Genomic DNA, 21,679 nt, shown 5'->3' with positions numbered 1-21,679 from the left:
GCGAGCGGAGTGACAAGCGTGTCCTCCAACGGCACCGGCGACGGCGGCCGGTTCCCGTACCGCCTGATCGCGACCGACCTCGACGGCACGCTGTTGCGTGACGACGCGACGGTCTCGGCCCGTACGCGCGCGGCGCTCGCCGCCGCGTCCGCGCGGGGCGTGGCGCACATCGTCGTGACGGGCCGTGCCGTGCCGTGGACGAAGCACATCCTGGCCGGCCTGGAGTACAAGGGGCTGGCCGTGTGCGGGCAGGGCGCGCAGGTCTACGACGCGGGTGCGGAGCGTGTCCTGACGTCTGTGACGCTGGACCGGCGGCTGGCGCAGCTGGCCGTGAGCAAGATCGAGGCGGAGACGGGCGCCACGCTCCTGCTGGCCGCCTCGCAGGACGGCATCGACGGCGACGTACTGGTCGGCCCCGGCTACCGCGATCAGGGCAAGGGGCTGCCCGCGGTGCCGTGTGCCGACCGGGACGAGCTGTGGCAGGCGCCGCTCAACAAGCTCTACCTCCAGCACCCCGCCCTGGGCGCAGACGGGTTGGCGAAGGCCGCCCGCGCCGTGACGAGCGACCTGGTGAGCATCACGATGTCGGGCGAGGATCTCGTGGAGATGCTGCCGCTCGGGCTCAGCAAGGCGAAGGGCCTGTCGATCGCGGCCCGGCGGCTGGGCGTCTCGGCGCGGGAGACGATCGCGTTCGGGGACATGCCGAACGACATCCCGATGTTCGGATGGGCGGCCCACGGCGTCGCGATGGCCGACGCGCATCCCGAACTGCTGGCCGTGGCCGACGAGATCACCGGATCCAACGACGCGGACGGCATCGCGGTGGTGCTGGAGCGCCTGCTCGGCGAGTGACACACGGCAGGTGGCGGCCGGGTGGGACGGCAGGGCGGGGCGGGACCCGTAGGCGAACCGCCTTGAACTGCCGTGGGCCGCACGGTGGTTCCGGGCTGCGGCCCTGTTCTGCGACGGCCTCCACGGCCCGCCAGCGCCCCCCGCTCAGGAGCCGACGTACGCCGCGAGGTGCTCGCCGGTGAGGGTGGAGCGGCCGGTGACGAGATCGGCGGGGGTGCCCTCGAAGACGATCCGGCCGCCGTCGTGGCCGGCCCCGGGGCCGAGGTCGATGATCCAGTCAGCGTGCGCCATGACCGCCTGGTGGTGCTCGATGACGATGACCGACTTCCCGCCCTCGACCAGCCGGTCGAGCAGGCCGAGCAGTTGCTCCACGTCGGCGAGGTGGAGGCCGGTGGTCGGCTCGTCGAGAATGTAGACGCCGCCCTTCTCCGCCATGTGGACGGCCAGCTTGAGCCGCTGCCGCTCGCCGCCGGACAGCGTGGTGAGCGGCTGGCCGAGGTGGAGGTAGCCGAGCCCGACGTCGGCGAGCCGGCCGAGGATGCGGTGCGCGGCCGGAAGCCGCGCATCGCCGGCGCCGAAGAACTCCTCGGCCTCGGCCACCGACATCGCGAGCACCTCGCTGATGTCGCGGCCGCCGAGGTGGTATTCGAGCACCGACGCCTGGAACCGCTTCCCGTCGCACTCCTCGCAGGTGGTGGCGACGCCGGCCATCATCGCCAGGTCCGTGAAGATGACTCCGGCGCCGTTGCAGTTGGGGCAGGCGCCCTCGGAGTTGGCGCTGAACAGCCCCGGCTTCACGCCGTTGGCCTTGGCGAACGCCTTGCGGACGGGGTCCAGCAGGCCGGTGTACGTCGCCGGGTTGCTCCGTCGTGAGCCGCGGATCGCGCCTTGGTCGATCGACACCACGCCTTCGCCGTCGGCCACCGAGCTGCCGGCCCGCGACCCGTGCACCAGCGAGCTCTTGCCGGAGCCGGCGACGCCGGTGACCACGCAGAGCACCCCGAGCGGGATGTCCACGTCGACGTCCCGCAGGTTGTGGGTGGTGGCGCCGCGGATCTCCAGCTTTCCGGTGGACTTCCGTACCGTCTTCTTCAGGGCGGCCCTGTCGTCGAAGTGGCGGCCGGTGACGGTGCCGCCGGCTCGCAGCCCTTCGACGGTGCCCTCGAAGCAGACGCTGCCGCCCGCCGTCCCGGCTCCGGGGCCGAGGTCGACGACGTGGTCGGCGATGGCGATCGTCTCCGGCTTGTGCTCCACGACGAGCACCGTGTTGCCCTTGTCCCGCAGCCGCAGCAGCAGGTCGTTCATCCGCTGGATGTCGTGTGGGTGCATGCCGATGGTGGGCTCGTCGAAGACGTAGGTCGTGTCGGTGAGCGAGGAGCCGAGGTGGCGGATCATCTTGACCCGCTGCGCCTCGCCGCCCGAGAGCGTGCCCGACGCCCGGTCGAGCGAGAGGTAGCCGAGCCCGAGCTCGACGAACGAGTCGAGCGTGTGCTGCAGCGCCGTCAGCAGCGGCGCGACCGACCGCTCTTCCAGGCGGCGGACCCATTCGGCCAGGTCGTTGATCTGCATCGCGCAGGCGTCGGCGATGCTGATCCCCTCGATCTTCGACGACCGTGCCGCCTCGCTGAGGCGGGTGCCGTCGCACTCGGGGCACGTGGTGAAGGTGACCGCCCGGTCGACGAACTCCCGGATGTGCGGCTGCATCGCCTCCCGGTCCTTGGAGAGGAACGACTTGTGGATCTTGGGGATCAGCCCCTCGAAGGTGAGGTTCACGCCCTCGACCTTCACCTTGGTCGGCTCCCGGTGGAGGAAGTCGTGCATCTCCTTCTTGGTGTACTCGCGGATCGGCTTGTCCGGGTCGAGGAGGCCCGACTCCGCGTACGTACGCACCGTCCACCAGCTGTCCGACTTCCAGCCGGGGATGGTGAAGGCGCCCTCGGCGATCGACTTGGAGTCGTCGTAGAGCTGGGTGAGGTCGATGTCGGAGACCGTGCCGCGGCCTTCGCAGCGCGCGCACATGCCGCCGGTGCGCGTGAAGGTCTGCTTCACCGCCTTCTTGTCGCCGACGGAGATCGCACCGCTCGCCCGCACGGTGGGGACGTTGAAGGCGAACGCGTTGGGCGAGCCGATGTGCGGCTCTCCGAGCCGGCTGAAGAGGATGCGCAGCATGGCGTTGGCGTCGGTGGCGGTGCCGACCGTGGAGCGGGGGTCGGCACTCATCCGCTGCTGGTCGACGATGATCGCGGTCGTCAGACCGTCGAGCACGTCGACCTCGGGCCGTGCCAGCGTCGGCATGAAGCCCTGCACGAACGCGCTGTACGTCTCGTTGATCAGCCGCTGCGACTCGGCGGCGATCGTGTTGAACACCAGCGAGCTCTTGCCCGAGCCGGAGACGCCGGTGAACACCGTAAGCCGGCGCTTCGGGATCTCGATGCTGACGTCCTTGAGGTTGTTCTCCCGCGCGCCGTGCACGCGGATCAGGTCGTGGCTGTCGGCGACGTGCGGCGCAGGCGACTGCGTATCCGTCCTGGCGGTGCTCATGGTGTCTCCATCTGTCAGACGGGGGCGCTCGCGATCCCCGTCGGCGTCGCCTGGCCCGATCTGACCGGCTTCGAGCGGTAGGTCTGGTTCTACTTCGTAGGCGCGGTCTGTGGCAACGGTCCGCCGGCAGCCTTGTCGGCGGCTCCGGGCCGTGGCCGCCCGGCTCCTGCGCTCAGGTCACCGCCGCGGCCGCCGGACGGGTCGGTCAGCGCAGTTCCTGGATGCGGAGGTGGTTGCCTGCCGGGTCCCGTACGGCGCAGTCGCGGACGCCGTAGGGCTGGTCGACCGGTTCCTGGACGATCTCGGTGTCGCCGGCCTGCAGCCGTTCGAAAGTGCCGTCGAGGTCTGGGGTGGCCAGGACGATGCTGGCGTAGGTGCCCTTGGCCATCATCTCGGCGATGGTGCGGTTCTCTTCGTCGGTGATGCCGGGGGTGGCGGACGGCGGATACAGCACGATGGAGGTGCCGGGCTGGTCTGCGGGGCCGACGGTGATCCAGCGCATCCCCTCGTAGCCGACGTCCATGCGGACCTCGAAGCCGAGGGTGTCGCGGAAGAAGGCCAGGGATGCGTCCGGGTCCTCGTGCGGGAGGAAACTCGCGTGAATGGTGATGTCCATGCCGGTCACGCTAGACGCGCGTGGCCGGCCCGCGCTTCTCGATTCCTGACCGGTCTGGTCACCTGTTTCGCCACGCACGGCGGCATCCCCGCCGTCGCCCGGGCCGCCTGCCGCCGGTAGACGCTGGGCGGCACACCGACCAGCTCGGTGAAGCGCGTACTGAAGGTGCCCAGCGACGAGCAGCCGACCGCGAAGCACACCTCGGTGACGCTCATGCCGCCACGGCGCAGCAGCGCCATCGCCCGCTCGATGCGCCGCGTCATGAGATACGCGTACGGCGACTCGCCGTAGGCGAGCCGGAACTCGCGGCTGAGATGCCCCGCCGACATGTGCGCGCCGCGGGCGAGCGCCTCGACGTCCAGCGGCTGCGCGTACTCCCGGTCGATCCGGTCACGGACCCGCCGCAGCCGTGCGAGGTCGCGCAGGTTCCGCGCCGCCGGGGGCGCTCCCCGCGGCGGTGCGGCCGCGGGGGAGGGTCTGCTGGTCACATGCTCGATCGTGCCACGACGCGGGGGAGTTGCCCAGCGATCCCGCCCCCTCCGGGGAGGGCCCGGATGCGGCTCAGGCGCTCCCGGCGGCGAACGGTCCTCCCCCGGCTTCCCCGGAGCCGAAGGCCAGGGCCGCGAAGCGCTCACCGATGCGGAGGTGCGTGGCGGCGTCCGGGTGGAGCTGGTCGGGAAGCGGCAGCTCCGCGAAGTCCGCCTCCCCGTACAGCTCGCGGCCGTCGAGAAGGTGCAGGTTCGCGTCGTCGGCTGCCCGCTGCTTGACGACACGGGCCAGTTCGTCCCGGATGATGTTGAGCGTCAGCTTCCCGGCGGCCCGTTCCGCGGGGTCGCCCGTGGCCCGGAACCGGAGCCGCCCCTCACCGATGTCCGTGAAATCCGGGGCGCTGGGGCCCGGGGTGTCCTCGTGGATCGGGCACAGGACGGGTGAGACGACCAGCAGCGGCGTGGCCGGATGTCCCTCGCGGATGGTGTCGAGGAAGCCGTGCATCGCCGGGGTGAAGGCCCGCAGACGCATCACATCGGCGTTGACCAGATTGATGCCGGTCTTGACGCTGATGAGATCCGCGGGGGTGTCGCGCATGGCGCGGGCGGTGAACGCGTCGAGGAGGGCGCTGCCGCCCATGCCGAGGTTGATCAGTTCCACGCCGCCGAGGGAGGCGGCCAGCGCGGGCCAGGTCCTGGTGGGGCTCGCGGCGTCGGAACCGTGGCTGATCGAGCTGCCGTGGTGCAGCCACACCCTGCGGCCCGGGTCGCGCGGGGTCTCGACGGGGGCGTCGGTGCGCAGGGCGACCAGCTCGGTCATCTCGTTGTGCGGCAGCCAGATCTCGACGTCCTTCACCCGGTCGGGCAGGCCGGAGAAGCGGACGGTGCCGACCGGGCCGGGCCGGGTCTCCGCGGATCCGGCGACCATGTCCACCGTCAGCACGTTGCCGCCCGGCACACCGGCCTGCTTGGCGAGACGGCCGTCGACGAGCAGGTCGTACACACCGTCCGGGCGGGGCGGGGCACCCACGTAGGCCATCTTGGTGCGCAGCGTGTCCAGTTCGACGGCGGTGGCGCGGGTGCGGAAGGCCAGCCGGACGCCCGACGGCTGGGCCTCCGCGACGGCCAGCTGCCCGTCGGTGCACTGTGCGCGGGCTCGGGCGGGCAGCCGGTGCGGCAGCACCCCGTGCTCGGTGTCCTCGACGTCGAGGGCGCCGCGGAGGAGGTCCGCGGTGACGGGCGTGGTGATCCAGCCCGTCGCGGAGGACGGGCCGGACGGGTTGGACGGGCCGGACGGGTTGGAAACCGGGCTGGAATCCGGGCTGGAATCCGGTCCGGGAACGGGGGTGCGGCGGGCGTTCATGACCTCAAGCTGTCATCCGGACGGCCGCTCCGCACATGAGTTTCCGGCCCTTCGCGTTCGCCTGGGCGTGCACCGGGCGTGATCTTCTGTCCGGCGGTGGCGTCTTCGGCGTACAGGGCCGTGACGGATGCGGCGGCGCGGGCCAACTCCGCCCGGACGGCGGCGGGTTCCAGCACTTCGACGTCCCCGCCGAACTGCAGGAGCTGGCGGGCTGCTTGCAGTACGGGGTAGGCGAGGCGGACGGGGACCCAGCTGTCGGCTTCCGGCTCCTCCGCGTCGTCCGCGTCCTCGTCCGGGTCGTCGCGTGCCGGGTCGTCCTCGTCCAGTACGAACGGGCCGACGATGCGCCGGAACATCTCGAGACGCCCCCGCCGCACCCGGACCTCGACGCGTACGTTCGCGGGCCGCTCCTCCACCTGGCGCCGCAACACCTCCCAGGCGTCGGCGAGTTCGACCCCCTGCCTGCGCTGTACGGGCGCCTCCGTCAGGGCGGCGTCCAGGATGCGGTCGGCGCGGAAGAGCTGCCCGCGGCCGCGCCTGTCCGCGACGAGGTACCAGGTGCCGGCCTTCGCCACCAGCCCGTACGGGTCGACGGTGTAGGTGTGCACAGCGGTCTCACCGCCGTGCCGGTAGCGGATGCGCAGCCGCCGGTCCGTGAAGACGGCCGTGTTGAGGGTGTCGAGGTCCACCGAGGGCTGCGGCCGGGTCAGCCAGCGGTCCGGGTCGACGAGGATCCGGCGGCTGGTGAGTTCGGCGGCCGGCCTGTGCGGTGCGGGCAGGGCGGCCATCACCTTGCGAAGGGCCGAGCCCAGTGCGCCGTCCAGGCCGAGGGCGGAGTGCGCGCCCTGCGCGGCGAGTACGAACAGGGCCCGTGCCTCGTCCGAGGTGAGGCCGGTGACGTCCGTGCGGAACCCGGCGAGCAGCGAGATGCCGCCGTGCCTGCCGCGCTCGGCGTAGACGGGGACGCCCGCGGTGGAGAGGGAGCCGACGTCGCGGTAGATGGTGCGGGTCGAGACCTCGAGGCGCCGGGCGAGCTCGTCGGCGCTCACCCGGCCGTGGGTCTGGAGCAGCAGCAGGATCGAGAGCAGACGGTCCGACTTCACGTTCACCAGCATGCCGGAAACCTGACGGTGGGTGTCAGGAAATGGGGGGAGGGTCTCTCCGTCCGCAGGCCGGGCCGGGGCCGGGGCTGTCTCCTGGGACGCAGAACCGAGCCCACCCCGGAACCGGCCGCCCGGCCTGTCCGATCGCCCGACTCCCGAACGGAGCTGTTCCCATGCACGCCGAACCGTCTGCCGCCACTCCTGACCCCTCGGCCGATCCGCGCCCCGCCTTCGAGCGGGCGGCCGATCAGATGACCTCTGTCTTCGCCGCCGTTCAGCCAGGGCAGCTCACCGCCCCCACACCCTGCGAGGGATTCGACGTGGGCGCGCTCCTCAGCCATGTCGTCGGCGGCACCCTCCGCATCGCCCAGGCCGGCGAGGGCGGCGGCCCCGGCGAGGTCGACCCGGCGGCGAAGGTCGACTCGGGGGTCTCCGGCGTACCGGAGGAGGGCTGGACGGAGCCGTATGCGCGGGCCCGCGAGCGCTTCGCGGCGGCCTGGGCCGACGACGCGAAGTTGGAGGCTCCCGTCACGGTGCCATGGGGCACGATGCCGGGCCGTTTCGTCGTGGCGGGCAGCGTGATGGAAGCGGTCACCCACTCCTGGGATCTGGCGCAGGCCCTGGGACGGCAGGATCTGCTCGATCCCGCTCTGGCGACGTTCGCGCTGGGTGTGGCCCGCCAGGCGGTGCCCGAGGAACGCGGCGAGGGCGTTCCGTTCGGCCCTCCGGTGCCCGTCTCGGAAGGCGCGGACGACTACGGCCGGCTGGTGGCCTGGCTGGGCAGGACGCCCGCAGCGCAGAGCACGTCCACGCAGGGCACCTCGACGCAGGGCACCTCGACGCAGGGCACCACCCCGACGCAGGACAGCGGCGGCGGCAGCGGCCGTGGGTGACGGTGCGCACCGCTCGACGGGCCCGGCGCCCGGCCCCGTCGGCACGCCCGCCTTCCCCGCCGGCGCCGTCCGCGGCCCGGTGCTGCTGCCGTCCGACGCGCAGCAGTTCGCGGACGAGGCCGCCGGTTTCCAGGCGGGTTACCGGCACCACCCCGATGTGATCGTCTGCGCGACAGAGGCCGCGGACGTGTCCGCGGCGGTGGAGTACGCGGCCACGCACCGGCTGCCGCTGGCCGTACAGGCGACCGGGCACGGCCTGTCGCTGCCCCTTCCCGGCGGTGTGCTGGTCAGTACGCGCCGCATGACGGAAGTGCACGTGGACCCCGGCGCCCGTACGGCGTGGATCGGGGCGGGCGTGCGCTGGGGCGCGGTCGTCGAGGAGGCCGCCCGGTACGGGCTGGCTCCGCTGAGCGGTTCGGGTCCGGGCGTGGGTGCGGTCTCATTCACGCTGAACGGCGGTGTCGGGCTGCTCGCCCGCGAGTTCGGCTACGCGGCCGACCATGTGCGCGCTGCCGGGATCGTCACACCCGACGGGCGCGTGCGCCGCGTGACGGCGGACAGCGATCCCGAGCTGTTCTGGGCGCTGCGCGGCGGAGGCGGGGCCGGCTTCGGCGTGGTGACCGGTCTGGAGATCGGGCTGGTGCCCGTCGAGCGGTTCTACGGCGGCCAGTTGGTCTTCGACGGGCAGCATGCCGAGGACGTGCTGGAGGCGTGGCGCGAGTGGACGGCGACGGTGCCGGAGCAGCTCACCTCGTCGGTGACGCTGATGTGCTTTCCGGATCTCCCGGTGCTTCCCGCAGGTCTTCGCGGCCGGTACGTGGCGCAGGTTCAGATCGCCTGGAACGGCGGCGAAGCGGACGGTGAGCGGCTGGTGGCGCCGCTGCGCGCTGCCGGGCCGCGCATCTCGGAGACGTTGCGGACCATGCCGTACGCGGAGTCCGCGAGCGTCTACAACGAACCCGACCGGCCTCACTCGTACCAGGGCGGCAACGTGCTGCTCGGCGAGCGGCTGCCGGACCGTGCGGCGCTGCGTCGCGCGGCGGAGCTGACCGGTCCGCACGCTCCGGCGATGACGGTGCTGAACCTGCGTCACATGGGCGGTGCGCTGTCGCGGGCACCCGAGGTGCCGAACGCGGTCGGCGGCCGGGACGCGGGATATCTGCTGATCGTGCTCTCGGTGCTCGACGGCGCCGGGTCCGGACCGGGGCCCGCGGAGCTGCACGGGCTCCAGGAGCGAGTGCTGGATTCGGTGGCGCCGTGGACGGTCGGCTCGAATCCGGGCTTCCGCTACGGGCGCTCCGCGCGGGCGCTGCCCGGCGGGGTGCGGGCCGCGTACGCGCCGGACGACCACCGGCGTCTCGCTGCACTGAAGGCGTCGACGGACCCGGCGAACCTCTTCCGCTTCCATAACGGGGCACTGGGCGACATGCCGCACGGGGAGCGGGGGAGCCCGGGCCCGTAGCGGGAGGGCGCGGGTGCCGGGCCAGCAGGCGCGGCACCCGGCGCGCCATCAGCCGAGGCCGAACACCGCGTCAGCAGTCGCGCAGAACAGAGCAGCGCGCCGGGACGGCAACCCTGGACAGGCCGTACCGGCGCGCTGCGGTCATCCCTCCAGCAGGCGCTGCCCCACGTATTCGCCCTTCGAAGGCCCGCCGGGAACCGCGAACAGCCCGCTGGCCTCATGGCGGATGAAGCGCGAGAGCGCGTCGCCCCGGTCGAGTTTCCGCTGCACCGGCACGAAGCCGCGCTGCGGATCGGCCTGCCATGCGATGAAGAGCAGACCGGCGTCGGGCGCCCCGTCGTCGCGGAAACCGTCGTGGTACGAGAAGGGCCGCCGCAGCATCGCGGCTCCGCCGTTGGTCGCGGGTGCCGTGACCCGTACGTGGGCGTCCGCGGCGATGACCGGGGATCCGTCGCCCTCCCGCTGTTCGAGGTCGGGGTCGGTGTCCTCGGAGCCGCCGGTGAGCGGGGCGCCGTCGGACTTGCGGCGGCCGATGACCTTCTCCTGCTCGCTCAGCGACTTTTTGTCCCAGGTGTCCAGCAGCATCCGGATGCGTCGTACGACGGCGTACGAGCCGTCCGCCATCCAGGCGGGGGACGACGACGAGGGCACGAAGATGCGTCTGTCGAAGTCGTCCTCGGAGCGCTTGGGGTTGTTGGTGCCGTCGACCTGCCCCATCAGGTTGCGCATCGTCATGGGGCGCCGGGTGGCGCCGGGAGTGCGGGTGAAGCCGTTCATCTGCCAGCGAAGCCGTGCCGTGCCGTCGGCCTGGCGCTGGATCTCGCGCAGCGCGTCGAAGGCGACGAGCCCGTCGTTGCAGCCGATCTGCACCCACAGGTCGCCGTTCGAGAGGTCCTTGTCGAGTGCGTCCCCGGAGAACTCGGGGAGCGGTGCCAGTTCGCGGGGACGCTCCTTCTCCAGGCCCGTACGGGAGAAGAAGGAGCGGCCGAAGCCGAAGGTGACGGACAGCGAGGAGGGCCCTGCGTCGAGCGCGACGCCCGTGGAGTCCGCCGTCGACTCGCCCGCCATCAGTTCGCGCGCCGTCCTCGACCAGCGCTTCAGCAGAGCCGCGGCCTGCTTCCGGCCCGCTCCGGAGGCGAGGTCGAAGGCGAGCAGATGACCGAAGGCCTGCAACGGCGTGGTGATGCCGGCTTGGTGCTTTCCGTGGAAGGGCACCCGCGTCGAACCGACGGACGAGAGCGGCGTGGGGGCCTTGCGATCGTCCCGGGCCACGGCCTGAGCGACCGCGCCGCCTGTGGCGCCGACGGCCAGACCTGTGGCGCCCGCTGCTCCGACTGTGCTGACGAGGCGACGGCGTGAGACGCCCTGGGGTTCGTGGTCGTGCTGAGTCATGAATGCTTCCTGGCGTGGTCCGGCATGGGCGGGGTGCGGTAGCGGGCCTTCGGCTTCGCCCGTTCATGCGTGCTCGGGCTCGTGCTCCCGGCTGGACATCGTTCCGTGTCCGTGCTGTTGAGCTATATCTCCTGGAACGTAGCGGTAATCACATGAATGATCCGTTTGTGGGTAGTGCCGCGTCCGAAGTGGGTGCTCTTCCGCGTCAGTCGAGCCGTATCGTCTTGCTCTCGGTGACCTGGTCGATGTCGGAGGTGCGGATGGTGACGGAGGCCTTCCACCGTCCCGGCATCGGCAGCTGAACCGTCTCCGAACGCCAGCGCCCCTTCGCCTTGTTGATCCGCTCGAACTCGACCGAGAACGGGCCGAGGTCCTGCTCGGGAAGGGTAAGCGAGGCCTTCACCTCTTCGGTTGCCAGCTGCTTGCCGTCCCGGCCCTCGGTCATCACCCGCAGGGAGTTGCCGCCCGCCTGGCCGGGCGTCATCAGCAGTACGGCCGTGCCCTTGCCGTTCTTCCCGCCCGTGTCGAACGGGATCTTCTGCTTGATCGACGTGCCCACACGTGTCTGTCCGGTGGCGGCGCCCGGCTTGTTTCCCGCAGCGGTGAGCTCTTCCGTACGGCCGGGCTCGGTGCTCGTCAGTGCCGTCGTCACGACGAGCAGCACTGCGGCGACGGCGGTCTCGGTGAGTACGGAGCGACGCAGACCGGCACGCTCGGGGTCGGCCTCGCGGTCCTTCCTGCGGCGCTCGCGGGTCACGGCGGCGCGCTGGCGGGCGAGTTGGGCCTCTCGTGCGGTCTTGCCTGTGCCGGTGCCGGTGCCGGTGCCGGTGCCGTGCTTGGTCCCGGGCTGGGTGCCGGCTTCGGTGCCGGCGGCCGCGTCCGGGCCGGCCGCGGAGCCTGTGGCCCCGGGGGCCGAGGCCCCGACGGCGGCAGGCGTTTCCGCCCGCACCGCGGTGTCCGCGCTCTCGTCCGCGTCTGCCGAAGCGTCTGCGTCTGCGTATGTCTCCGCATCCGCATCCGCATTCGCGTCCTTGCCGGCGTTCTCACGCACGTCGCCGAGCCGCGCCGTCCACTGCCTGGAGACGTAGGCGACGCCGACGAGGACGACCACCAGGGCAAGCTTCGCCAGCAGCAGCCGCCCGTACGCCGTGCCGGTGAGCGCCGTGAACGTGCCGAGCTGCCGCCACGACTGGTACAGCCCCGTCACCGCCAGCACCAGCACGCTGCCGAAGGCGACCTGCGAGAAGCGCTGTACGACCGGGCGCCCGGGAGACGGCCCACGGTGGAGCACCGTCAGGAGAGAGGCCAGCCCGCCCAGCCATACCGCGACGGCCAGCAGGTGAACGACGTCTACGGGCATCGCCACCTGCGTCTGCAGACCGGTGGAGGCGTGCTCCGCGATCGCCCAGGTCGCCGCCAGCCCGACGGCGACGACGCCGCCGCCGAGGACGAGCCCGAGCGTGACGTCGCGGCCGCGCTCCTCGTCCTGGGCCGCGTCCCGCTCCTCGTCCTGGGCCTCCCGATCGTTCCGCGCCTCCTGCTCGCCCTGCTCGCCCTGCTCGCCGTGCTCGTCCTCGCGTCGGCCGTACGAGCCGAAGAGCACGGAGACGATCACGGCCGCCGTGCCCAGTAGCAGCAGCCGCGCGGCGAGGGCGGCGCCGGGCTTCGAGCCGAGTGCGCTCTTCAGGCCGGCGAGGTCGAAGACCTCGCTCAACTGCCCCGTCCCCGTATACGCGTTGCGCAGCAACAGCATCAGCAGGGTCGCGGCGGTGAGCGTCAGCCATCCCGCGACCACGAGCCGCTGCACCCGCCGCACCGCGGAGGCCTGAGGCCTGCAGATCATGACGAAGGCGCCGCCGCCCACCAGCAGGACGAAGCCCGCATATGCCGCGTAACGCGCCGTATGGTACGTCGCTCCGACCGGGCCGCCGCCCGTCCCCTGAGTCTCGTCCGCGACGTTCGCCGAGGTCTGCGACGGATGACCCACGGAGAACGTGAATGCCCCCGAGACCGGGTGGCTGTCGTCCGAGACGGCCTTCCACGCGACGGTGTAAGTCCCCTTCGGCCCGTCGGGCTTCAGGGTCACGGCACGGGTGTTCGCCTTGCCGGCGACCTCGCTGACCTTGTCGGTGTCGAGCCGTTTGCCGTCCGGCCCGAGCACACGTATCGAACCGTCCGACATCGAGACGCCCTCCGAGAAGGTCACGGTGACCTTCTCGGGCGGGCTGTTCACCACCCGGCCCTCCCCCGGGCTGCTCTCGGTCTGCACCGCGTGCGCGGACGCCGGGGCGGCGGTGGCGAGCACGGTGAGCAGCGCGCACAGGACCGTGCCCAGCAGCGCGAGAAGCAGCGCCGCGGGTGTCGCACGTCGCCCGGCGGCGCCCACGTGCGGACGCCGACGCGGGTGCGGTCGCACTCGCGGCTGCGTTCTCACTCGCAGAAGGGGACGCCTGGTGGTGAACGGCACGAGTCAGTCCCTCATTTCTTCGGTACGAAGTTCGTCGCCTCGACCGGCATCGATACCTTGATGTCGCCGGACTCGCTGAAGTGGAGCGTCACCTGCACTTTCTCGCCCTTCACCGGTTTCCGCTCCGGTTTGAGGAACATGATGTGGTTTCCGCCCCGGCTCAGCCGCAGCGTCCCGTCCCCGGGCACAGGCAGCGACTTCACCTGCTGCATCTGCTGATCGGACGTCTTGTGCAGCTGCGCCTCACCGAAGGCGCTGCTCTCGACCGAGGTCAGCTTGTCGGCGGTGCCGCCGGTGTTCTTCACGGTGAGGAAGCCGCCCGCCATGTCGCCCGTCACGGGCTCCGGCATGTAGGCGCCGCTCACGGACAGCTTCGGCTTGGAGCCCCCTGAGCCGGAGACGGAATCGGCATCCGAACCCGGTCCGGAACCGGGGCCGCACGCGCTGAGCGCGGCGAGCCCGGCCGTCACCGACAGCAGCGCGACGCAGCGCCGTCCGCGGAAGGCAGCGTTCAAGTTCACGGGTTCTCCCCCTTGATGATCGCGGGGAGTTCCTTCTCGAGGATCTCCGGTGTGGTGTTGCCCTCCGTGTAGAGGACGTGGGCCTTGTCGTCCTTCGGCGAGAAGGCGAGGAGCTGCGCGCCGTGCGTCGAGACGACGTCGCCGTTCTTCTTCTTGTACGACGGCTCGATGTTGACGCCGACGGTGCGCGCGCCCGCCCGGATGGTGTCGAAGTCGCCGGTCAGCCCGGTGAAGGAGGGGTCCTGGCCGCGCAGCCAGCTCCCCAGCTCCTTCGGCTTGTCGCGCTCGGGGTCGGAGGTGACGAAGACGACCTGCAGTTTCTTCTTCTGCTCCGCCGTGAGCTTGGACCTGGCAACGGCGATGTTGCTCATCGTCAGCGGGCAGACGTCCGGGCAGTGGGTGTAGCCGAAGTACATCAGCACCGGCTTGCCCTTCGTCTCCTCGATCAGGTCGTACTCCTCGCCCTTGGTGTCGGTGAGGGTGAGATCGGGTTTCTCGAAGGGCTGGTCGAGGACCACCCCGCCCTTCTTCTGCGGCTCGGCGGAGGCGACGGCCTTGTCGCTGCCGCCCTCCTCGCCGCTTCCGCCACCCGGGCCGCCGCACGCCGTCAGGGCGAGGACGCCCGCCGTGGCGAGCGCGGCGGCGGTGAGAGTCGTGGTCTTACGCATAGAGCAAATTGCTTTCTGACTTGTCGCTGCGTCGCTGCGTCGCTGCTTCGCTGCGGCCGTGTGTTCCTGCGCAGGCGCGTCGATGCGCCGGCACGTCGTCGGTATGCCGTCGGCACATCGCCGGCACCCGGCGTCACTGCCGCAGCGTTGCTGCCGTACGGCCGGCGAACCCGGAACGGGCGCCGTGCGAACGGGTCGACGGGGGCTGGGCGCCCGTACCGCGCGGGTACGGCGGCACGGGCGCCCAGCCCGCCTGTTCGGTCTAGGCGTTGCGCCGCCGTCCCGCGAGCACGCCGAAGGCGACCCCCGCGATTCCGGCGACCAGGCCGGCGATGCCGAGCACCCGGGCCGTGGTGTCCGTTCCACCCCCGCCGCCGTCACCGGAGTCGGAAGTGCCGCTCTGCGCTGAGGCGTTCTCCGAGCCGGCCGCGCCGCCCTTGGCGTCGGAGCCCTCGGCGCCCGCCGGGGTGAGCTTCAGCACCGGGGCCGGGTTCTCCGGCTCGGGCTGCCCCTCCTCGGGCTCCTCGATCCAGCGCACGACCTGGTCGTCGTCGTACGTCTGGAGCGCCTTGAAGACGATCTGGTCGGCGTCCTTGGGCAGTTCGCCCATGGAGACCGGGAACTGCTGGAACTCGCCCTTCTTCACCTCCCCACCGGTCCAAGTGATCTTGGTGACGGCCTCGGTGATCTTCTCGCCGTGCATCTCGATCGGCTTGTCCAGCTTGGACTTGGTGACCTTGACGTCCCATCCGGGGACCGGTTGCGGCATCACGGACGCGAGCGGCTGGTCCTCGGGCAGGTTGACCTCGAGCTTGGTCGTGGAGGCGTCGTCGCGCTCGTTGGGGACCTTGAAGTTGACGACGCTGTAGCCGCCCTGCTCGGCGTTCTCAGGGTCGACGGACACGTGCGCGAGGGCGGGCCCCGCGCACAGCAGTACGGATGTGGCTGCGAGAGCGCCGACGGTGGTCACACGGCGGCGCGTACTGGTCTGCATGGTGAGTGCTCCTGAAAGACACGACGGAACGCGTGATGGACGTACGTCATGGACGTATCAGCACATGAGTGGGTGCGCGGCGAGCGCGCACGCCGTCGTTCCGTCGTCGGGCGCCGTGCGTCAGGCCGCGAGCGCGAAGCTCTCCTGCGGCCGCCGTGGCGGACCACGCCTGCTCACCGAGTGGTGCAGCAGCACGGAACGGGCCGTTCCGTGCGCGTCCGCTTCCCGGAAGCCGGTTCGTGCGGGCATCCGGGGAATCAGATCGCCGCGCAGCGCCCGTACGCAGGCGACGGCCGCGCCGAGCGACGCCCGCACATGCCGTACGGCCACTCGCGCCGAGCGCGCCGAGAGCCGGACCAGGCGCCACAGCGCCGCCTCGCCGCGGTGCAGGAACCAGCCGAGTACGAGCGCGGCGAGGACGTGGCCCAGGAGCATCGGGCCGTCGAACAGGCTGAGAGCGGCGTGCGCGGCGGTGCGCAGGCACTCCAGGGGGGTGTCGGCGGCGGACGCGGCGGTGCCGGCCGCGTCATGGCCCCCGTGACCGGCGTGACCGGCATGTCCGGTGTGCCCGGCGTGACCGGCGCCTCCGCCGACCCGGTCGGCGTCGAGCCCGGCGTCGGAGACCACTTGACGTGCCCGGGACTGGCTCATGCTGCCCGCGGACTGCTCGTCGCAGAGCAGCCGCGCGGCGAGGCTGCGCAGGTCACCGCCGTGAGCGGCGTCCGCGTGTGCCCCGCCGTGCGCCGCGGACGACTGCGCCGCCGCGCCTCCGGCTGCCGGACGTCCGCATACGAAGAGGGTGTGCAGCGCCAGTTGGCCGGCCGCGAGCAGCGCGGCTATCCCCGGAAGCGACCGCTCCCGCCCCGCCAGCGGCGCCGCGACCGCGAAGACGACGGCGAAGCCGAGCCCCAGCGACCACAGGGGCATCTGCTGCCCGCCCGTCAGCGAGTGACCGGCAGCGGACAACGTCACACAGACCGCGGTGAACACCGCGGCCCGCACGAGTCTGAGATCCGCCCCGGCAGTCATGGCGGCGTCATCATCTCACCGAGTCCGCATCTGCAACCCCCAGGGGTCGAAACGCCCGGAATCATGCGTACCCGTCGTCCCTGTCCGGGGAAGGCGGTCGCGCAGCCGGACCGCACGGCGTCCTCCGATAGGACGGGATGCGCAGACACGGGTGCGTACCGCCCGCGCAACCGGCAATACGTATGCCCATGGCCGGGGTGGTCCTTAGGGGCCGACCGTCGAGCCTCGGCCTGTGGAGGGTTGAGCATGAGCATGTGGTGGTGTCTCCAGTTGAGGCGCGAAGCTGCCAGCGTGCCGCTCGCCCGGCGGCTGCTTCTCGATGCCATGGACAGCGCCGGGGTGGACAGCGAGATCTCGTACGACTTGTCGCTCGCGCTCTCCGAAGCGTGTGCGAACGCCGTCGAGCACGGCCGGGGCGAACACTCGGACGCCTACTGCGTGACCACGTACCTGGACGGCGACCAGTGCCGCATCGAGGTTGCCGACTCGGGCCCCGGCTTCCGCACCTCCGCCCTGCCGCCGAGCTTGCCCGTGGACGCGGAGAGCGGCCGCGGCATGTTCCTGATCGAGTCGCTCGCCGACCATGTGCGCGTACGGAACCGGCCAGGCCACGGGGGAGCCGTGGTCACCTTCGACAAGACCCTCAAGTGGCAGCACCGGGACGGCGCTCCGGCAGGCGACGGGCGTACGGAACGGAGCGGCGGCAGCCCGCTGCTCGCGGCCGGCTGAACGACCCAGCGGCTGAACCGACCCGCGGGCTGAACGACCTCAGCGCGCCTACTGGTCCCGGTAGCGCAGCAGCAGCATCGCCGCGTCGTCGTGCGGCGGAGCCCCCATGTGATCGGCGAGATCCAGCCGTACGGCCGCCAGCGCCGCGTCAGGATCCGGATCCTTGAGCAGGTCGCCGCGCTCGTCGAGCGGGTAGAAGCGGTTGGTGCGGTCGCGGGCCTCGGTCACGCCGTCGGTGTAGAAGAGCATCTGGTCACCCGGCACGAACTTCACCAGGTGCGGCTCCGGTGCCGGACCCTCCTCGATGTCGAGGCCGAGCGGCAGGGCACGCTCGGGAGGCTCCGCGAAGTGCACGGAGCCGTCCGGGCGGATCATCAGCGGCGCCGGGTGGCCGAAGTTGAGAAGCGTCATGCCGTCCCGCTCGCGCACCTCGGCCAGTACCGCCGTCACGAACTTCTCACCGAGCAGATGCCTGGCCAGCGCTCTCTCAAGCCGCTTGCCGACGGCCATCAGGTCCGCCTCGTCGTATGCGGCCTCCCGGAACGCGCCCACCACGACCGCCGCCGTCTCGACCGCTTCGAGTCCCTTGCCCTGCACGTCTCCCACGATGACCCGTACGCCCGTGGGCGAGGTCACCATCTCGTACAGGTCGCCGCCGATACGGGCCTCGGCCACCGCCGAGGTGTAGGAGACCGCTGCGCGCAGATGTCCGGCGCTGCGCGGCACCGGGCGCAGCAGCACCCGCTGTGCGGCCTCCGCGATCGAGCGCACGCTGGCCAGTTCGGCCTCGCGCCGCTTGCGCATCGCCGTCGCGGCGACACCGGCGACGGCGACGCCGGCGACGGAGATGAGCGTCGTGTAGCCGCGGCGGTCGTCCACCTGGGAGTTGAAGATGCTGAGCATCAGCGACAGCGCCAGCGCGATGGCGCCGATCAGCACACTGCGGCGTACGTTCCCGATGAGACCCGCGAACGCGGGCCCCAGGGCCATCATCGGGAGGAAGCCGATCGCGGGGCCCGCGAAGACGTCGACCAGGACGACGATGCCCATCGCGATGAAGGGGAGCGCAGCCAGCAGGCGGGGCCGGAACTGAAGCGTGACCACCCTGAGCTCTCTTCCTCGACCGATGACGGATGCCGGACACATGCAAGGTTAGGCATGTAAGCCCGATTCAGGACCAGTGATATGACGAAACCGTGTGCGGAATCCGTCGTGACCGGTCGTGCCGGTCCCTGTACGGGCCGCTGTCCTACGGCCCTTGGGCGAGATGTGGCGATCAGCCCTTCAGACGCGCCATCCAGGCCTCGACGTCCGAACTGCTGCGAGGCAGGCCCGCGGAGAGATTCCGGTTGCCGTCGGCCGTGACGAGGATGTCGTCCTCGATGCGTACGCCGATTCCGCGGTATTCCTCCGGGACGGTCAGATCGTCGGGCTGGAAGTACAGTCCGGGCTCCACGGTCAGGCACATTCCGGGCTCCAGCGTGCCCTCGGCGTAGCTCTCGCGGCGTGCGGTGGCGCAGTCGTGCACGTCCATGCCGAGCATGTGGCCGGTGCCGTGCAGCGTCCAGCGGCGCTGCAGCCCCAGCTCCAGTACGCGTTCGACGGGGCCGTCCAGCAGGCCCCACTCCACGAGCCTCGTCGCGAGAACGCGCTGCGCGGCCAAGTGGAAGTCCAGGTACTTGGCGCCGGGTTTGACGGCGGCGATGCCCGCTTCCTGCGCCTCGTGAACCGCGTCGTAGATCTTCCGCTGGAGCGCGGTGAAGCTGCCGCCGATGGGCAGGGTGCGTGTGACGTCGGCCGTGTAGAGGGTGTGCGTCTCGACTCCCGCGTCCAGCAGCAGCAGTTCGCCGGAGCGGACGGCGCCGTCGTTGCGTACCCAGTGCAGCGTCGTGGCGTGCGGGCCGGCGGCGCAGATCGAGCCGTAGCCGATGTCGTTGCCCTCGACGCGTGCGCGGAGGAAGAAGGTGCCCTCGATGTAGCGCTCGGAGGTGGCCTCCGCCCGGTCCAGCACCTGCACGACGTCCTCGAAGCCGCGCACCGTCGAAGCGCAGGCCTTCTCCATCTCGCCGATCTCGAAGTCGTCCTTCACCAGGCGCATTTCGGAGAGGAAGACCTGGAACTCGCTGTCGCGTTCGGCGGTGACCTTGTCGGTCAGGGCCCCCTCCACGGCCTGGTCGTAGCCGCGCACGACGCGCACCGGGCCCGTCGCCGCGCGGAGTTCACCGGTGACGTCGCGGACGTCGGCGCAGTGGATTCCGTACAGCTGCTGCGCCTCGGTGAGGCTGTGGCGGCGGCCGACCCACAGCTCGCCCTGGCCGTCCAGCCAGAACTCGCCGTTCTCCCGGTTCGAGCGCGGCAGCAGGTAGAGCGTGGACTGGTGTCCGCTGCCCGCCGGGTCCGGCTCCATGACGAGCACGCCGTCCTCCGTCTGGTCTCCCGTGAGGTACGCGTACTCGACGGATGCGCGGAAGCTGTACTCGGTGTCGTTGGAGCGGGTCCTGAGGTTGCCCGCGGGAATCACCAGCCGCTCGCCGGGGAAGCGGGCGGAGAGGCGGGCACGCCGGTCAGCGGTGTGCCCTGCCTGCGGGACGGGCTCGAGTCCGCGCAGCTCCGTGTCGGCCCAGCCGGTCTTCATGTTCTCGGCGAGCTCGTCGGAGACGGCCGGGTAGAGGCCGTTCTTCCGCTGCTTGATCGGCTGCTCGTCAGCGGATTCCGCCACGTCTGCCTCCTGGTTCCGGTGTTCGACCGCCTTCCATCGTATGGGTGCCCGGTTACCCGCGGAAGCTGGTCATGCGGGCCTGCGGCCGCGGCCGGGGGCGAGCCCGCTCCGTACGGGAAGGCGGGAACGGCTGGGGACGGGGAGGCGGAGAGCCGCTGCTGCCGGAGGCAGGCGGGAGGGCGGCGTCTCAGAAGCGGGCGGCGAGCAGGACGACGTCCTCGGCGGCTCCGCCGGGCTGCCCCGGCTGTCCTTGGGCTGCGGGCTGTCCGTGACTTCCCGGCTGCCCGGCCCGGCCGGAGCCGGAGCCGGCGGTGTCACCGGCCGGCAGCGCCGTGCGCAGCACATGGTCGACGAGCGCCTCGGGATCGGCCCGTACGGCGGGCGGCGCGCACTCGGCGGCGGCATGCAGGCGCGCGAACGCCCGGTCCATCTCCTCGCCGGTACGGTGCAGCAGCCCGTCGCTGTAGAGCAGCAGCGTCTCCCCTTCGTACAGCGACAGCTCGACGCTCGGCGCCTCCCAGCAGGCGAGCATGCCCAGCGGCGCGGAGAGCGTCGTCTCCACGTACTCGGTGCGGTGCTCCCCGACGATCAGCGGCGGGCAGTGGCCGGCGCCCGCGAGCAGGATGCGGCGCACGGACGGTTCGGCGTAGGCGAAGAGGGCCGTGGCGGAACGCGCGGGCTCCGTCAGGCGCAGCAGCAGCTCCAGGTCGGAGAGGACGGCGACCGGGTCCTCGCCCTCCATCACCGCGTACGCGCGCAGCGAGGCGCGCAGCCGCCCCATCGCCGCGACCGTGCCGGGGCCGCTGCCGGTGACGCCGCCCACGGAGAGGCCGAGCGCGCCCTCGGGAAGCGGCAGCGCGTCGTACCAGTCGCCGCCGCCTCCGGGGCCCGTCAGATGCCGTACGGCCATCGCGACGCCGGGAACGCGGGGGAGTCTGCTGGGCAGCAGCCCTTCGCGCAGAGCGCTCAGCTCAGCACGCGTACGGGCGAGTTCGAGGTGGCGGGCGATCTGCTCGCTGGCGCAGCGGAGGTAGAGGCCGAGCAGGTGGCGCTGGCGGGCGGTCGGTTCGGCCGGCTCGTCGTAGAGCCAGACGGCGGCTCCGATGCGCGGGGCCTCGGCCGTGGCGATGCGGGTCGCGTAGCTGGCGGCGTATCCGAGGCGCGCGGCGACCTCGCGGTGCCGGGGGTCGAGCGTGTCGTCTGTGGCGATGTCGGGGTGGGTGATCTCGGGGTAGCCCCTGTCCTCGCCGCGGGCGCCGTCCTCGTCCGCGGTGCCGCCGGCGTCGCGCGCGCGGACGGCATCGGCGGGCTCCGGGACGGACGGGAGGCCGTCGAGGATCCTCGCGTACGAGGAGGAGTTGCGCGGCACGGTCTCCAGCTCGCCGATGTCGGCACGGCCGAGCCCGAGGCCGATGGTCCGCTCAGGGCTTTCGCTGCCGACGGGTTCGAGTGCGACGAGGCCGCGCTGGGCCCCGACGAGGGTGGCGCCCGCGCGCAGCGTCTCGCGCAGCGCCTCGTCGAGAGTGGCGGTGCCCGACAGGCGTTCGGCGAGTTCCTGAAGAGTCGTCAGATCCGTTACCCAGCTGGCCAGGCGGTCGTGGACGGCGGCGAGCTGCTCCGAAGACGCGTCGGAAGCAGGGGGCGCAGTCTGCGGTGGCGGGGAGATCACGGGTTTGAATCCGGCCACTTTCGACCGCTGCGGGGAGCTCATGGGAGCGTTCTCCCGCCTTGGTTCCTCTCTCTGCATTGCATCGCAAACCCCCATGTCACGCTGCTCCGCTGGCTATGCACAAGATGTACACGTAGCAGTAACGGGATGTCCAGCATCGTCCTTGCACTACG

At 71.6% G+C, this 21,679-nt stretch carries 18 protein-coding genes; 4 read left to right on the top strand and 14 right to left on the bottom strand.

Annotation, left to right across the window (positions count from 1 at the left end):
• The first annotated feature begins 18 nt into the window (after window positions 1–18).
• On the top strand, window positions 19–852 hold the full coding sequence (locus ACSMXX_RS14920; RefSeq protein WP_473184514.1) for an HAD family hydrolase: 834 nt from the start codon (window positions 19–21) through the stop codon (window positions 850–852).
• Between the two features lie 144 nt (window positions 853–996).
• On the opposite strand, the gene ACSMXX_RS14915 is transcribed toward ACSMXX_RS14920, so the two are convergent.
• The 5 genes from ACSMXX_RS14915 to ACSMXX_RS14895 all read right to left on the bottom strand — a co-directional run bounded on the left by ACSMXX_RS14915 (window position 997) and on the right by ACSMXX_RS14895 (window position 6,963).
• The gene (locus ACSMXX_RS14915; RefSeq protein WP_473184513.1) at window positions 997–3,393 is read right to left on the bottom strand and encodes an ATP-binding cassette domain-containing protein; all 2,397 of its coding nucleotides are present in this window, start codon (window positions 3,391–3,393) and stop codon (window positions 997–999) included.
• Between the two features lie 205 nt (window positions 3,394–3,598).
• A complete protein-coding gene (locus ACSMXX_RS14910; RefSeq protein ID WP_473184512.1) occupies window positions 3,599–4,009 on the bottom strand; it encodes a VOC family protein in 411 nt (136 codons plus the stop codon).
• A gap of 5 nt (window positions 4,010–4,014) precedes the next feature.
• Complete coding sequence (locus ACSMXX_RS14905; protein ID WP_473184511.1) at window positions 4,015–4,497, bottom strand: helix-turn-helix transcriptional regulator; 483 nt, start codon at window positions 4,495–4,497, stop codon at window positions 4,015–4,017.
• A gap of 73 nt (window positions 4,498–4,570) precedes the next feature.
• On the bottom strand, window positions 4,571–5,860 hold the full coding sequence (locus ACSMXX_RS14900; RefSeq protein WP_473184510.1) for a GDSL-type esterase/lipase family protein: 1,290 nt from the start codon (window positions 5,858–5,860) through the stop codon (window positions 4,571–4,573).
• Window positions 5,857–6,963, bottom strand: coding sequence for a helix-turn-helix transcriptional regulator (locus tag ACSMXX_RS14895; RefSeq protein WP_473184783.1), 1,107 nt, complete (start codon window positions 6,961–6,963; stop codon window positions 5,857–5,859). Before ACSMXX_RS14895 ends, ACSMXX_RS14900 begins: the two co-directional genes overlap by 4 nt.
• A 173-nt stretch (window positions 6,964–7,136) precedes the next feature.
• Between ACSMXX_RS14895 and ACSMXX_RS14890 the strand changes: the two genes are divergently transcribed.
• The gene (locus ACSMXX_RS14890; RefSeq protein WP_473184509.1) at window positions 7,137–7,856 is read left to right on the top strand and encodes a TIGR03086 family metal-binding protein; all 720 of its coding nucleotides are present in this window, start codon (window positions 7,137–7,139) and stop codon (window positions 7,854–7,856) included.
• A complete protein-coding gene (locus tag ACSMXX_RS14885; RefSeq protein ID WP_473184508.1) occupies window positions 7,849–9,318 on the top strand; it encodes an FAD-binding oxidoreductase in 1,470 nt (489 codons plus the stop codon). The genes ACSMXX_RS14890 and ACSMXX_RS14885 overlap by 8 nt, the downstream gene beginning before the upstream one ends.
• Window positions 9,319–9,459: 141 nt before the next feature.
• Here ACSMXX_RS14885 and efeB read toward each other — a convergent pair whose 3' ends face one another.
• The 6 genes from efeB to ACSMXX_RS14855 all read right to left on the bottom strand — a co-directional run bounded on the left by efeB (window position 9,460) and on the right by ACSMXX_RS14855 (window position 16,389).
• Window positions 9,460–10,710: an iron uptake transporter deferrochelatase/peroxidase subunit gene (gene efeB / locus ACSMXX_RS14880; protein WP_473184507.1), complete on the bottom strand. Its 1,251-nt coding sequence runs from the start codon at window positions 10,708–10,710 to the stop codon at window positions 9,460–9,462.
• 205 nt (window positions 10,711–10,915) lie between these two features.
• The gene (locus ACSMXX_RS14875; RefSeq protein WP_473184506.1) at window positions 10,916–13,096 is read right to left on the bottom strand and encodes a copper resistance CopC/CopD family protein; all 2,181 of its coding nucleotides are present in this window, start codon (window positions 13,094–13,096) and stop codon (window positions 10,916–10,918) included.
• A 92-nt stretch (window positions 13,097–13,188) separates the two neighbouring features.
• Window positions 13,189–13,698, bottom strand: a complete 510-nt coding sequence (locus tag ACSMXX_RS14870; protein ID WP_473184505.1) for a copper chaperone PCu(A)C — start codon at window positions 13,696–13,698, stop codon at window positions 13,189–13,191.
• Window positions 13,695–14,366 (bottom strand): SCO family protein, encoded by a 672-nt coding sequence (locus tag ACSMXX_RS14865; protein ID WP_473184504.1) that lies wholly within the window; start codon window positions 14,364–14,366, stop codon window positions 13,695–13,697. Before ACSMXX_RS14865 ends, ACSMXX_RS14870 begins: the two co-directional genes overlap by 4 nt.
• A gap of 262 nt (window positions 14,367–14,628) precedes the next feature.
• Complete coding sequence (locus ACSMXX_RS14860) at window positions 14,629–15,360, bottom strand: YcnI family copper-binding membrane protein (RefSeq protein WP_473184503.1); 732 nt, start codon at window positions 15,358–15,360, stop codon at window positions 14,629–14,631.
• 120 nt (window positions 15,361–15,480) lie between these two features.
• Window positions 15,481–16,389, bottom strand: coding sequence for a hypothetical protein (locus tag ACSMXX_RS14855; protein ID WP_473184502.1), 909 nt, complete (start codon window positions 16,387–16,389; stop codon window positions 15,481–15,483).
• Window positions 16,390–16,635: 246 nt separating this feature from the next.
• Between ACSMXX_RS14855 and ACSMXX_RS14850 the strand changes: the two genes are divergently transcribed.
• On the top strand, window positions 16,636–17,118 hold the full coding sequence (locus tag ACSMXX_RS14850) for an ATP-binding protein (RefSeq protein ID WP_473184501.1): 483 nt from the start codon (window positions 16,636–16,638) through the stop codon (window positions 17,116–17,118).
• A gap of 48 nt (window positions 17,119–17,166) precedes the next feature.
• Here ACSMXX_RS14850 and ACSMXX_RS14845 read toward each other — a convergent pair whose 3' ends face one another.
• From ACSMXX_RS14845 to ACSMXX_RS14835, 3 genes are all read right to left on the bottom strand, one after another.
• Window positions 17,167–18,168, bottom strand: coding sequence for a PP2C family protein-serine/threonine phosphatase (locus ACSMXX_RS14845; protein ID WP_473184782.1), 1,002 nt, complete (start codon window positions 18,166–18,168; stop codon window positions 17,167–17,169).
• 226 nt (window positions 18,169–18,394) lie between these two features.
• Entirely contained in the window at window positions 18,395–19,837 is a 1,443-nt protein-coding gene (locus tag ACSMXX_RS14840; protein WP_473184500.1) for an aminopeptidase P family protein, read from the bottom strand.
• Between the two features lie 187 nt (window positions 19,838–20,024).
• Entirely contained in the window at window positions 20,025–21,548 is a 1,524-nt protein-coding gene (locus ACSMXX_RS14835) for a PP2C family protein-serine/threonine phosphatase (RefSeq protein WP_473184499.1), read from the bottom strand.
• Window positions 21,549–21,679 lie beyond the last annotated feature (131 nt).

Source organism: Streptomyces sp. DSM 116795 (assembly GCF_055792905.1).
Note: the sequence above shows the minus strand (reverse complement) of the source record. Positions and strands in the feature narration are given on the sequence as shown.